This window comes from Bacillus sp. z14 (2026) (assembly GCF_058313575.1).
Genome location: NZ_JBZFQK010000002.1, coordinates 299457 through 312073, shown reverse-complemented (window position 1 = coordinate 312073; position 12617 = coordinate 299457). Strand labels below are relative to the sequence as shown.

Genomic DNA, 12617 nt, shown 5'->3' with positions numbered 1-12617 from the left:
CGTATATTAAGGATTTTAAAAGGATGTATACAAAATAAAGACTTCTATCTCTTAAACAGATAGAAGTCTTTATTTTTCTCTTTTATAGTCATTGGTGTTAAACAAGTTCAGCCTAGGTAATTTAAATTACAACAGAACTGCATTCTATCACGGTTATCTCTTTAAACGTAAAGCCATAAATATAAATCCTGTAAATATAATAAAAATCCCAAAAGGATATAAGCTACTAATAACATGTTCGCTAGTCTGAGAAATTTCTTCAACAACCATACCCTTCCCTGTTAAACACTTACTTGGTACTATACGACCAATAATATCTTCGGAAGTAATAGGGTCGAATACTTGTATTGTTGAATCAATATTATTTGAGGTTTTAGAAAGTGAATTATGTGCAAACTGCACCTTATCCATTTCACTAGTCATCCCTAAATTAGCAGAAGCAACAGCGATTGTCTGTTTTTTTAATTCTGGTATCAAAGAAATAACTAAAGAAAATATGATTGCTAATATAAATAACCTGGAATTCATTAAAATCACCCAAATACTCTAAATAATATTTCCCGTTCCATCTGTTTTATTTTTATAAAATAAAAAAACTAATAGTAATTTCAATTTCAAATATTAAGATAAGTTATATTAATATTTTAATAAATACAAAATAAACAATCAACAACTGATTTCATTTTAGCCTTTGTATTTATTACTGTCTGTCATTTTTTATGGGTAAATATAAAAAACCAATTCCGAAATGGAATTGGTTTATAAGCCACTTTTGCCGTTACATATAAGAAAGTTTTAAACCACCACTTCTCCAAGTGGGTGTTCGCAAAAGCTTTCCTGCTTGTCCTCCAGGTCATATAGACAGAGGCTTGTCATTCCAGCCTTTATAATAAAACTCCCTATTACAGCTTAAAGGTTAAAACTTAAATTATGCATCACGTACAATGTAGCTCGTATTAAATATAATACTCCTCTAATCATTTAAATGCAATGGAGATGACTTCCATAATAAATATATAATTTCCATTAAAACGGAAGTTTATCAAGAGGACCAACACAAAATACAGAGGGTTAATCAAACTATCTCATTTAAATATATCTTTTAAAGCATCTTTCAAATTTTTATATTTAAACGTATATCCCGCTTGTTCAAGCCTTTCAGGGAGTACCCAGCGACTTTTTAAAACAAGCTCCGGCTCAGTTCTGATTAGAATTGCACCTGCCTTAAGCATCCACGCTGGTGTGGGGAGGCCAATTTTTCTGTTCATACTGTTACGAAGGTGAGTCATTAATTCACGATTGGTGAGTGGATGGGGTGAGGAGCAATTAAATACCCCCTCCAAGTCTTCTCTGTTCTTAAGAAAGAGAACAATTTGAAATAAATCTTCAATATGTATCCAGCTAAACATTTGTCGTCCAGATCCCTGATAACCTCCAAGGCCAAACGTAACGAGATTTTTATACGGAGTCATTACTCCGCCGCTTTCCCCTAATACAATTGCAATTCTTAAGGCAACTTTTCTTGTATGCGGTAATTCAAAGTTAAAAAATGTTTCTTCCCACGCTTTAGCAACATCAACTGAAAAGCCGCTTCCGATCTCACCCTTTTTCTCTGTCATAGGTCGATCTTCCGCATGTCTGTATATTGTGGCAGTACTTGAATTAATCCACAGAGGCGGTGGAGTCGTGCACTCAAGGAGAGCACTACCCAATATAGCTGTTGTTTCAGTTCTAGACATGACAATTTCCTGCTTATTACTGGTATTATAGCGGCAATTTACCGATTTTCCAGCCAAATTAACCAATAACTCGGCCCCTTCAAGCGCTTTCCTTATTTCACCATTATTATCCCAGTTAATATGTTCGTTACTTCTGGAAATGATAAGCACATCATATCCCATTGAATGAAACTGCTTCTCAAAATACTGACCAATAAAACCTGTCCCCCCAGCAATCACGACCTTCTTTCTCATCCACTCATCCCTTTACCTCTCATATTTGTGAAGTATATCACTATTATTTTATCAAATATTTTACATTTTTTTAAATGAAAGGATTATTTTGCGCACATATCAACCATTTGTTTATTAATATATTTCAGATACATATGTACAACATCAAAGTCATATTGTTGGTAAAGTGTACGGGTACCTACTGCATCTTCTATTTCGTTGAACAGGAATTCTCCGTCCTGGCCGATGAGAAAATCGATACCTACAAAGTCAAAATTAAATATCATACTTATTTTATTTACTAAATTCTCTTGGTTCTCAGATAAAGTATAACGCTCTGCCTTTCCGCCAAGTGAAAAATTGGACTTAAAGCTGTTGCTGGAATAACGTTTAACAGCTCCAATTATCTCCTTACCCAGTACGAAGACTCTCACATCAACACCTGGATTATCACACATTTCCTGTAGGATAACATCCCCCTTATTAAGCTCCCCCATCTGCTTAGTTAATTCTGTTTTGCAATCTACTTTAAAAACATCCGTCCCACCATGGCCGCTGTTGGTCTTCAAAATAAGTGGATAATTTAATAGCGACTGTCCCTCAGTGAATGAGATTGCCGTCTTCACAGATTTTATTCCATGGCTGTTAATCATTTGATGTGTTTTAGCTTTATGATTACAAATATCCGTCACTTGAGAATTGTTAAAAACTCTGCACCCCATTAATTCAAAATGAAGGCTTATTTGACTGTCTCGGGTGCGGTTAATGACGAAATCCGGTTGAAGTGAATTCCCCTCCTCCATATAAACGGACAATTTTCCATTATCAATTATTAAACTCAATTCCTCGGCAAATACAAGCTGGATATTTAGATTGTGCTGATTACTATTATTAATAAACTGATTGGCAAACCATTTATTTTTGACATAATCCTCGCGCTTATAGATCAGTAAGCCTTTAAACATGTCACACCATCCGCAAAATATAATCGAAGATATGCTCAGTTACATCAATACCTGTACAATCATAGATATTTTTTATATGAGCATTTGAATTTACTTCACAAAGAATCGGTTCTTCCTCTTCGCCAAACAAAAGATCCACTCCACTAAAATCAGCTCCGATAATCTTACTTGCCTTAATTGCCAGTTCTTCAAATTCTTTCGGAAGAACATATTCATGCATGACCCCACCATTTGTCACGTTTGCTCTAAAATCTGTTTCGGAAGTTCGCAGCATAGACGCCACCACTTTGTCACCTACCACATGAACTCTGACGTCTCTGCCTTTACTGTTTTTAATGAATTCCTGATAAAGATGTGGGATTTGAAGTAGTTCTTTTCTCTTTTTCTCCAATTCTTCACGGGTTTGTACCAGATACACCTGCTCACCAAAAGATCCGTAGGCCTCTTTAATAACAATCGGATAGGATAATTCCCTTTCAATAAACTCAATAAATGAATGATCCTTTTCCAATGTATTTGTAAAAGTCAGCGGGGAAAATATAGTTTTCGGTAATTTAATTGAATGATCAGCCAGTGCCTGGAATGTCATGATTTTGCTATCACACACTTCAATCACGGAAGCCTTGTTAAACAGTCGATAACCCATCTGTTCCAACTGATTTGCCAGACGAATATCCTTATCCAAGAACAAAATAAAATCCGGCCGTGCATGCTGTCTTTCACTTTTAATAATGGTTTGATTTCCTTCAATAACAGAGAATAATTCTGTATTTTTAACTAAGTCGAGAATGATTCCTTTTTTTGAAGCTGACTCTTTATACCAATCATGGATTTCCATAAATTTTGGAGACAGCAAACTCCCATTATAGATTAACCATCCATACTTTCTTTCCATATTGAGGATGCTCCTTACTATTTATTCGTTTGTTTTATTATATCAAACCAGTGAGAGCTGAAGAATTTCATCATTAATCTAATCGAACAAAGCAACCATTCCAATCATTTTCATATGATGAAATTATCCCTAATTGTCCCGTACGTAAAAATACGTCAAGGAGTTTAATTTATGAACCATTTACTGATTAAATCTGACTTTAAAAAGGGGAATCTTCTTCCGAGGTGGCTGAATGAGGCCTATAACTATTGGAGTTCTACTGTCAGTGACAATCAATTCCCATGTCACTTTGGCATGAAAGCAGAGCGAGATGGCCTCCTCCGCTATACGTATTGTGAGAATCATAATTTTTCTGCGCTTCCACATACACTTAGCGAATTTCTCAAACTTTCAAGGAAGAATCCATCTATTCGGTATGCATTGGTTCTTTTCGTAGAGCCCGAACTTAATTATCAGCACCTTGATTATGATTATTATAATGCCAATTTTTGGAGTATTTTATCCTATTTGCACGAACAGGATGATAAAGAATGGTCCAATGATATTCCCCTTGATCCAGATGATCCCCATTGGGAATTTGTTTTCAACGGGGAACCTATCTTTGTATCTGGCAATGCTCCTTTTTACCAAAATCGTATTACCCGAAATCTAGGTGATTGCCTAATCATGATTTTTCAGCCAAGAAGAATTTTTGCTGATACGTCTTATACTACTCCACATGGCAGAAAAGCAATTGAGGTTATTAGAAAAAAAGTTGAGAAGATTGAAAACATGCCGTATCATCCAGATTTAGGCAGCTATGAGGATTTATCCAAGAGAGAATGGAAACAGTATTTAATTACGGATGATTGCAATCCAATTAAAGGAACTTGTCCAATGAGGAATACTCTATTATCATCTGGTAAAGGTAATCAGAAAAAGGAAAAACCATGCTAAGTCAGCATGGTTTTTCCTTGATTGCTTATAGTATTTTTTTTAATTTCTGAAGAAGGTTTAATCGTTGTTTGCGCGGGCTTTACCGCCTTTTTCACCAATCTCTTTATAGAAGTCTTTATCATGATTTTTCTTGGTGGCTTCTCCACCCTTTTCGCCAATTTCTTGGTAGAAGTCCTTATCATGATTTTTAGCTGTAGCTTCTCCGCCTTTGCGTCCTGCTTCTTCTCTAGACATTTTGTCTGCCATAAATAATCGCTCCTTTTTAAGAAATTATTTTGTTGCTTACACTACTATATTTATCCTCTTTTAAAAGATAAAAACATAATTACACGCATTTAACCTTTTTGTTATTCTCTTGTTATTCGAACTTAATGTTTAAATTCGAAATAATAGTTTCAGTCGTTGAAATCATACTAGCATTTCATAGTATCTCTCTTACTACCATTTTGTAATCAATATGTTGCCTTTCCTACTTCTCATATTCTAATTTTTACCATACAGTAGTATGATTGTACTGTAGTTTACTATATTGAATGAAAAAGTTAATCAACCTATTTGAAGGAGGTCAGGGAAACATGATAGTAGTCATTATTCTTTTTTTATTTTTACTAATGTTGTTAATTGAAAAATCGAAGTATGAAAATAGCACCTATTAACAAGAAACGAATAACTCCTTTTTAAAAGTAAGGTTTAATACGGGATTATACGGCGAATACCTAATCGTCAGAGTTTTAGATAATCTGAAGGATTTCCACAGAAAACGAAAATTTCCGTTAATAAATGCCGAGAAAAATAATAATCAACATATTCTTTGAATTACGTGTTCCGAATTATTTTTGGGTGAATTCACATCAGCACTTACTTCAAAAGCTTCCATTAATTCAGGATTAAACGGACGTAAATATTGTTTTAGTAAATGCGAATCATGAATCTTTGGATTCAGCCACTTTTGTTCATCTTCCGGGTTAAGAATAACTGGCATCCGGTCATGTATGGAAGACATCAATTCATTGGAGGACGTTGTAATAATGGTACACGTGCATACGGCCTGTCCTTCTGGTGAATTCCATGATTCCCATAAACCTGCCAATCCAAATGGTTCTCCGCTTTTCAATTTAATCCGCATCGGTATTTTTCTTTCAGGCGTTTGCTTCCATTCATAATAGGAATCAGCCACAATTAAACAGCGTTTATTTTGGTATGCCTTCCGAAAACTTGGTTTTTCCGCAAGCGTTTCTGATCGAGCATTGATCAGCTTATATCCTATTTTTTCATCCTTTGCCCACGATGGAATCAATCCCCACCTCAAATAACCTAAGCGATTTTTGGATCCATCATTAATAACGGCAACAATTCTCTGAGACGGTGCAATATTATAACTAACTTGATAATCTGCCTCATCAAAGGCTGCTTCTATATGAAATCGTTCAATAATCGTTTCAAACGTTGAAAATAACGTAAATCTACCACACATATGTATCACCTCATGGCCATTATAACAGTTTTATTTCAGGAACCAAAAAGGCACCCATCTAGGTGCCAGAGCCTTCAATATTTTTTTGCAATTGCTCTATTAGCGTTGTTTACATCGTTTTTAATCAAAGCACTTAAATCATATGCGGGATACATATTATTCTTATACATATAGTTAAATACCTGGCTATGCAAATCAATCATTCCGTTTAGTTGGTTTGTTAATGTCTTTTTCAAAACAGGAGTAGCCGTTTCAGTGATGGCTATCGAATAATTCCGGATTAATGTTTTTGTTAATCCCAATAAATTCCCTGCAAAAAAGCTGGCGTCCGGTTGTTCTCTTTCATCCTCTTCCCTTTGCGGTGCTCTTGGAAAGTATTGTAGCAACTCTTTAATATATCTTTCCAAAACTTTAATTGTAGTCAAATATAGATTTTTCAACTCCTGATTTGGTACATCTCTGACCTTCATTTTCAAGCCTACTAATGCATTTGATGCAAATGCTACTAATTCATGCAATTCCAGTGTTTCATGATATGCAAGTGTATTAGCCAAACAACTTCCCCTCCTTCATTCCTTCACAAAGAGTATATGATTGCTAGGCTTGTCTCTTTCCTTCTTTTTATCTTGGTAAATATCTTCTACTATCAAGGTTCATTAAACGGATGATTATTTAATGATGATTAACAACTTCAACAAAAACAAACATCGAACATACGTTTCTTTTTTTGTTGAATAAGAAACGTATGTTCGTATATAATGAAAATAGGAGGTGAAGATAAGTGAATGATTTACTTAAGAGCATGAGAGAACGAATTCCTGTCGATATCATCTATGTCTCCAATAAGAATATTTTTACAAAACGCCGTATTCTAGTTAAATCAATGGGTGATCAACTGATTCGCGCCTATTGTTTTAACCGCAAACTCTATCGAACATTTAAGAAGGAACAAATCTTATCTACCCAACTCGTTTATCGATCTAAGCGGTCATCATAAAAAGAAAAAGAAGAGGTTCCCCCCTTCCCTTAGCCAATCATTTCTTCATGATCTATATCTTCAATTTCATCCTCAGACAGGGATTCCTCTTTATCACGCAGACGATGAGCTAATCTGGAAGCAGCACTTGCTGCAATTGCAGCGACCAAATCATCAAGGAATGTATTTACGCCTCTTCCCTCTTTCTTCGTATCTAAATATCGGATAATCCCCAATTTATTCTTATCCAGGTGACCAAATGTTGTCACACCAATACTTCCATAACCGAGCACAGCTCCTAAGGCAATGGTTTCATCCACACCAAATAAGGACTCATCAGACTCAACAATAGACTGCAATGGCTCTGACAGCATGCCCTTTTCAGCTAATCGATCTAATTCAATACCTACAAGAAGGGCATGCTGAATTTCACGTTTCATCAGGACACGTTCTATACTATATATGCATTCATCCAGAGTTAAATTATCATTATAAGGAAATTGCATTTCATAAACAATTTCAGCGATTGCTTCAAGTGTAACACCTCGACTTTGCAAGGCAAGTTTAGCAGCATTTGTCACTGTTTTACTATGTACACGTTTTTTAATCATATCTCTATTACTCCTTTTTACACTTTCATCCATTATACCATCAGAATCTTCATAATATCACAAATCTCCTGATTATTATATACAAGTTAGAGTATGCTAAAATATACCTGAAAAGAATAACAGGGGGTGAGCTCATTGGCATTAAAAGCCGGAACAATTAAGGGTATATCTTTTAACAGCAAGGAATTAAATGAGGAAATCGAACTCCTTGTATATTTACCTTCAGCCTTTTCCCATCTGTATAAGTATTCCGTCCTGATTGCACAGGATGGTAAAGATTATTTCCAATTAGGCAAAATTGGACGAGCTGCAGATGAGCTTTTAGAAAGGCAAGAAATAGAAAATATAATCATTATAGGTGTCCCTTATAAAAATGTTGAAGATCGCTGGAATAAATATCATCCTGACGGCCTGAAGCATACTGCCTATAAAAGGTTTCTTGCACATGAACTTGTTCCATATATTGATGCCGAATATCCGACCTACCAAATGGGGCTGAGCCGCGCCCTAATCGGAGACTCCCTGGCAGCTACTGTTTCATTAATGGCAGCTATGGATTATCCCAATACATTCGGCAAGATTGCATTGCATTCCCCACTTGTAAACGAGTCCGTACTATCAGCAGTGGAGTCTTTTCAGTTCCCGCATTTAACGCAAATCTACCATACGATTGGAAAGAATGAAACAACAGTACAAACATCTAAAGATGGGATCATAGATTTTGTACAACCTAATCAGGAACTTAACTCGATTATTGAAAGCAAAGGCTTTCCGGTCTTTTACGAAGAGATTGATGGAGACCATACCTGGAGGGCATGGCAGTCAGATATGAAGAGGACACTTACCTGGCTCTTTCACAGGACATAATTAGCAAGGAAATTTTTTTGAATATTTGCTATAATGAAGTAATATCTAATTTTACAAAATAAGTCAGGGGGTTCTTACATGAATTTTGGAATTGCTATTTTCCCTTCAAAAAATTTGCAAGACATTGTAAACTCATATAGAAAGCGTTATGACTCACATTACTCTCGTATATCTCCTCATGTTACATTAAAATCTGAATTCACAGCCACAGATGAGCAAATCAAGGAAATTTCAGCTAAACTCGAGGAGATTGCAAACCAACACCAGCCTTTTACATTAAAGGTCTTAAAAGTTAGCACCTTCCAACCAGTCAATAATGTGATTTATTTAAAAATTGACCCTACTGCCGAATTAAGTGCACTTCACGAAGATTTCCATAATGATATTCTGGGCAAAGATAAAAAATACAAATTTGTTCCACATATTACTATTGGTCAAGATTTATCTGACAAGGAACATAACGATATTCTCGGACAACTGCGTCTCATGAAATTCGAACACGAAGAAGTAGTTGATCACTTCCATTTACTCTATCAAACTGAAAATGGGGCATGGAAAGTATATGAAACATACCAATTAAGAAAGGACAACTGATCACGATGAACATCAAGATTGTATCAGAAAAAGAAGAATTGGATCAGGTATTTTCGGTACGTACTAAAGTTTTTGTAGATGAACAAAATGTACCTGAAGAAGAAGAAATTGATCATTTAGAAGAGGAATCTACACATTTTCTCGTAATAGATGAGGAAAGTAATCCAATAGGTGCCGGACGCTTCAGGGTGGTTGATAGCTATGGAAAAGTCGAAAGGATTTGTATCTTACCAGATTTCCGCTCAAAAGGGGTGGGCAAAGATTTAATGAATGCCATAGAACAATATGCCCTATCTAAACAAATTGAGATCCTTAAATTAAACGCTCAAAACCAGGCGATCCCTTTTTATGAAAAACTCGGTTACTCAGTTATATCCGATGAATTTTTAGATGCCGGCATCCCTCATCACACTATGAAGAAACATATTTAAGACTGCAGCCGACTGCAGTCTTAAGTGTTTATACTCATAAACATTAAAGGAAAGCAGCGTATTAAAATACGCTGCTTTCCATATGTATAGAGTGATTTTAAATGTATGGTTTAAATACTTTCATTAATAAATTGACCGACCCCAGTCATTTCAGTAGCGGTTTTTTTGACTATTTCTGTCGGCACATAATTTTTGTAAATGCGATTAGATGAACCTCTAAAATCGTCTGAATTGATTTCCCTGTCAAATGAATCCCGTTCTTCATTCTTGCGATGGAATCTGATTGGCTGTACAGGCTGAAAGCACGAGATCATATTTTTAGTCAGCTTCTCCGCTGCAATCGTTCTGTTCGTGTACTGTATGTATTCGTATTGCGTGATTGGACTTATGTACCCCATTCCTTTTCCACCTCACTTTTTTATCCTTTTTTTACTTTTATTACCCGCTTTTTAAGGGAATAAAACTACTATCCTCTTTTGTAATATATGATTCGATTTGATAAGATGATATTTGTCTGTCGTTTTTAAAATTTTTTATATAAATGAGGAATATGATGAAAACAGCTAATTGGAAAAACGAATCTATCTCTTTACTCACATGGCCCAAGGAGGCATTTGCTCGTATTCATGAAGCTGGAAAAAATGGTGAACTTCAATGTAATCATTGTGGTCAACCTGTTTATATGTATCTTGGAATCCATGAAGAACCATATTTTATTCATCGTGATTCTTCACGTCCTCCTTGTGTGGACAAAACTGAGAAAACGAATCCGGCAGTGAATGAAGCTTCAGTGGAATACGGAGGATTTCGCTTACCGCAATCCAGGTCCATTACCAATTGCTCTGATGAAACTATCTGGCAAGGACCAAAGTCCATTACAAGTCTGCCATCCTATAATGAAAAACATCTGCCTGGGGTGAATAGCAATCATCCATTCATTGACATTCTGAGTGCCCACGGCTGGTTATTGGACGATCAACAAGCAAATGCTGTCGTAACTGATGCAAGACATTTACTCGTTCTTGCAGGAGCAGGCAGTGGAAAAACCCGTGTTTTGACTGCTCGGACAGCCTTTTTACTATTAGAAAAACAAACGGATCCTAAATCGGTGATGCTCGTTACGTTTACATCTAAAGCAGCTGCTGAGATGAAAAGCAGGCTACAGCAAATGCCCGGTGTAACTCCCTTTATGCTGCAGCATGTATTTACCGGTACCTTCCATTCCATTTTTTATCGAATTCTTTTACAACATGAACCTCAAAAATGGCATTCAAGTAAATTGATAAAATTTGATGGGGAGAAAGAATATGTCCTAAAAATAGCAGCTTCAGAATTAGGAATCGATGAACGGGAATTTGCATTTGATCAAGCCTTACAGCAAATCAGCAGATGGAAAAACGATTTATTATCTCCTCAGGATATTCATCCTGCTGACGATTGGGAAGTCAATTGCCGGGAGCTTTATAAAAAATACGAATCATATAAAGAAATAAATAATAAATTCGATTTTGATGATATGCAAACAGGCTGTTATCAACTTTTAAAAGAGAATGAACAGATTCTTAATTTTTATCGAAACCGGTTCAAACACTTTCTAATCGATGAGTTTCAAGATATTAATAAGGTACAATATGAGATTGTTAGACTGCTTGCTTCAAATGCAGAATCTGCATGTTTTGTAGGCGACGATGATCAGGCCATTTATTCATTCCGTGGCAGTGATTCTGCCTTTTTACAAAACCTGAAGCTTGACTACGATTATCTCGAAACCATAATCTTGTCAGCTAATTACCGTTCTGGGCATAAAATCATTCAAACAGCCAACAAGATTGTTTCTCAAAATAAAACAAGAACACCAAAAAAAATGGTGGCTACACATGATCAATCACCTTCTCCGGTTTTATTTTATCCATTTGATGAAGAATCTGAGGCAATCATGATTATGACCGACATAACCGAAAAAATAAGGCATGGAGCAAACCCAGAGGATTTTGCGATTCTTTATCGTACCAATACAATGAGCCGTGCTATTTTTGAAAAGCTTGCATCTTCAAGTCTTCCATTTCGGGTGGATTCTGACTATGATTCCTTTTATACAAGAAAGACTGTGCGCAGTATTTTGGCCTTTATGAAAGCAAGTATAAATCCAGATGATCCGGGAATGCTACAGGATTTATTACCGCCGCTATATTTGAAAAAGTCGGCAGTCCAGGATGCTAAAGCTCTATCCATCCTGAATGATTGCACTTTGCTCGAGGCACTTCGATTCCTCAATAATTTAAAACCGTTCCAAATGCGAGCAATAGATAAAGCTGTCTCTGTCATCCATTCACTTAAGGATTTGTCTCCATCAACTGCTATCGAGATGATAGAAAAAGAACTCGGTTTTGGGGCCTACCTCAAAAAGCGGGGGAATGAAGGCAATAAAATGGACAAAGGGTCGGACGATATCAAGGATGTGAAAATTGCTGCAAGACGCTTTGATACAGTGCTGGAATTTATTCTTCATGCGGATCATATGACAGCCATGTCAAAAGAGATTAAATCAATGTCTAAAAAAACAATAAATGCTATTCAGCTGAGCACCATCCATCGTTCAAAAGGACTTGAATATAAATATGTTTATATTCTTGGCTGCGTAGACGGAAACATGCCTCATGATTATGCTCTGGAATCTTGGCGTGACGGTGACAGGAAACCTATGGAGGAAGAAAGACGGTTATTATATGTAGCGGTAACACGCGCATGCTCGGGATTATATATTTCCATACCGGAAAATAGACGTTCAAAACGGGCAAGATCTTCCCGTTTCTTAACGATTTTAAAAGGGGAGCCCTCTTACAAAGAAGAACTGATTACCAAATAACCGAGTAATACAGATCGGCAGTTTGAGTCAAATCAAATGTTCTTCATATG

At 36.1% G+C, this 12617-nt stretch carries 14 protein-coding genes, 1 other RNA gene and 1 pseudogene; 6 read left to right on the top strand and 10 right to left on the bottom strand.

From position 1 onward, the window contains the following. Window positions 1-153 precede the first annotated feature (153 nt). From AC4G3O_RS07575 to AC4G3O_RS07555, 5 genes are all read right to left on the bottom strand, one after another. The gene (locus AC4G3O_RS07575) at window positions 154-528 is read right to left on the bottom strand and encodes a hypothetical protein (RefSeq protein ID WP_491136022.1); all 375 of its coding nucleotides are present in this window, start codon (window positions 526-528) and stop codon (window positions 154-156) included. A gap of 231 nt (window positions 529-759) precedes the next feature. After that, window positions 760-956, bottom strand: a non-coding RNA gene (gene ssrS / locus AC4G3O_RS07570) — 6S RNA. Window positions 957-1085: 129 nt separating this feature from the next. After that, window positions 1086-1973: a TIGR01777 family oxidoreductase gene (locus AC4G3O_RS07565; protein ID WP_491136021.1), complete on the bottom strand. Its 888-nt coding sequence runs from the start codon at window positions 1971-1973 to the stop codon at window positions 1086-1088. 83 nt (window positions 1974-2056) lie between these two features. Beyond that, window positions 2057-2917, bottom strand: coding sequence for an ATP-grasp domain-containing protein (locus AC4G3O_RS07560; RefSeq protein WP_491136020.1), 861 nt, complete (start codon window positions 2915-2917; stop codon window positions 2057-2059). 1 nt (window position 2918) lies between these two features. Beyond that, window positions 2919-3812, bottom strand: a complete 894-nt coding sequence (locus AC4G3O_RS07555) for an ATP-grasp domain-containing protein (RefSeq protein WP_066101330.1) — start codon at window positions 3810-3812, stop codon at window positions 2919-2921. A gap of 171 nt (window positions 3813-3983) precedes the next feature. Between AC4G3O_RS07555 and AC4G3O_RS07550 the strand changes: the two genes are divergently transcribed. Next, window positions 3984-4748, top strand: a complete 765-nt coding sequence (locus AC4G3O_RS07550) for a YqcI/YcgG family protein (RefSeq protein ID WP_491136019.1) — start codon at window positions 3984-3986, stop codon at window positions 4746-4748. 63 nt (window positions 4749-4811) lie between these two features. Here the strand turns inward: AC4G3O_RS07550 and AC4G3O_RS07545 are convergent. The 3 genes and pseudogenes from AC4G3O_RS07545 to AC4G3O_RS07535 form a co-directional block, all read right to left on the bottom strand. Further along, a pseudogene (locus tag AC4G3O_RS07545) lies at window positions 4812-4994 on the bottom strand (KGG domain-containing protein); the annotation flags it as partial. Between the two features lie 553 nt (window positions 4995-5547). Continuing rightward, on the bottom strand, window positions 5548-6222 hold the full coding sequence (locus tag AC4G3O_RS07540; protein WP_066101340.1) for an SOS response-associated peptidase: 675 nt from the start codon (window positions 6220-6222) through the stop codon (window positions 5548-5550). Window positions 6223-6296: 74 nt separating this feature from the next. Further along, window positions 6297-6776 (bottom strand): spore coat protein, encoded by a 480-nt coding sequence (locus AC4G3O_RS07535; RefSeq protein ID WP_225983664.1) that lies wholly within the window; start codon window positions 6774-6776, stop codon window positions 6297-6299. A 227-nt stretch (window positions 6777-7003) separates the two neighbouring features. On the opposite strand from AC4G3O_RS07535, the gene AC4G3O_RS07530 reads away from it, so the two are divergent. Then, window positions 7004-7219 carry a hypothetical protein gene (locus tag AC4G3O_RS07530; protein WP_491136018.1) on the top strand — a complete coding sequence of 72 codons (216 nt, stop codon included), beginning with the start codon at window positions 7004-7006 and terminating at the stop codon, window positions 7217-7219. A gap of 29 nt (window positions 7220-7248) precedes the next feature. Here the strand turns inward: AC4G3O_RS07530 and AC4G3O_RS07525 are convergent, their stop codons facing one another. After that, window positions 7249-7809: a phosphatidylglycerophosphatase A family protein gene (locus AC4G3O_RS07525; RefSeq protein WP_077247956.1), complete on the bottom strand. Its 561-nt coding sequence runs from the start codon at window positions 7807-7809 to the stop codon at window positions 7249-7251. A gap of 135 nt (window positions 7810-7944) precedes the next feature. Here AC4G3O_RS07525 and AC4G3O_RS07520 point away from each other — a divergent pair, with 135 nt between their 5' ends. The 3 genes from AC4G3O_RS07520 to AC4G3O_RS07510 all read left to right on the top strand — a co-directional run bounded on the left by AC4G3O_RS07520 (window position 7945) and on the right by AC4G3O_RS07510 (window position 9701). Next, the gene (locus tag AC4G3O_RS07520) at window positions 7945-8676 is read left to right on the top strand and encodes an alpha/beta hydrolase (RefSeq protein WP_139891416.1); all 732 of its coding nucleotides are present in this window, start codon (window positions 7945-7947) and stop codon (window positions 8674-8676) included. A gap of 78 nt (window positions 8677-8754) precedes the next feature. Next, on the top strand, window positions 8755-9270 hold the full coding sequence (locus tag AC4G3O_RS07515) for a 2'-5' RNA ligase family protein (RefSeq protein WP_066101354.1): 516 nt from the start codon (window positions 8755-8757) through the stop codon (window positions 9268-9270). A gap of 5 nt (window positions 9271-9275) precedes the next feature. Beyond that, a complete protein-coding gene (locus tag AC4G3O_RS07510; RefSeq protein ID WP_066101357.1) occupies window positions 9276-9701 on the top strand; it encodes a GNAT family N-acetyltransferase in 426 nt (141 codons plus the stop codon). Window positions 9702-9811: 110 nt separating this feature from the next. Here AC4G3O_RS07510 and AC4G3O_RS07505 read toward each other — a convergent pair whose 3' ends face one another. After that, on the bottom strand, window positions 9812-10099 hold the full coding sequence (locus AC4G3O_RS07505; protein WP_066101360.1) for a hypothetical protein: 288 nt from the start codon (window positions 10097-10099) through the stop codon (window positions 9812-9814). Window positions 10100-10254: 155 nt separating this feature from the next. Between AC4G3O_RS07505 and AC4G3O_RS07500 the strand changes: the two genes are divergently transcribed. After that, entirely contained in the window at window positions 10255-12567 is a 2313-nt protein-coding gene (locus AC4G3O_RS07500; RefSeq protein WP_148630894.1) for a UvrD-helicase domain-containing protein, read from the top strand. The last annotated feature ends 50 nt before the right edge of the window (window positions 12568-12617 follow it).

Bases quoted from the DNA above. Each gene is read 5' to 3' on its own strand.
- AC4G3O_RS07575 (WP_491136022.1), bottom strand. From the start codon at position 528: ATGAATTCCAGGTTATTTATATTAGCAATCATATTTTCTTTAGTTATT.
- AC4G3O_RS07565 (WP_491136021.1), bottom strand. From the start codon at position 1,973: ATGAGAAAGAAGGTCGTGATTGCTGGGGGGACAGGTTTTATTGGTCAG.
- AC4G3O_RS07560 (WP_491136020.1), bottom strand. From the start codon at position 2,917: ATGTTTAAAGGCTTACTGATCTATAAGCGCGAGGATTATGTCAAAAAT.
- AC4G3O_RS07555 (WP_066101330.1), bottom strand. From the start codon at position 3,812: ATGGAAAGAAAGTATGGATGGTTAATCTATAATGGGAGTTTGCTGTCT.
- AC4G3O_RS07550 (WP_491136019.1), top strand. From the start codon at position 3,984: ATGAACCATTTACTGATTAAATCTGACTTTAAAAAGGGGAATCTTCTT.
- AC4G3O_RS07540 (WP_066101340.1), bottom strand. From the start codon at position 6,222: ATGTGTGGTAGATTTACGTTATTTTCAACGTTTGAAACGATTATTGAA.
- AC4G3O_RS07525 (WP_077247956.1), bottom strand. From the start codon at position 7,809: ATGATTAAAAAACGTGTACATAGTAAAACAGTGACAAATGCTGCTAAA.
- AC4G3O_RS07515 (WP_066101354.1), top strand. From the start codon at position 8,755: ATGAATTTTGGAATTGCTATTTTCCCTTCAAAAAATTTGCAAGACATT.
- AC4G3O_RS07510 (WP_066101357.1), top strand. From the start codon at position 9,276: ATGAACATCAAGATTGTATCAGAAAAAGAAGAATTGGATCAGGTATTT.
- AC4G3O_RS07505 (WP_066101360.1), bottom strand. From the start codon at position 10,099: ATGGGGTACATAAGTCCAATCACGCAATACGAATACATACAGTACACG.
- AC4G3O_RS07500 (WP_148630894.1), top strand. From the start codon at position 10,255: ATGAAAACAGCTAATTGGAAAAACGAATCTATCTCTTTACTCACATGG.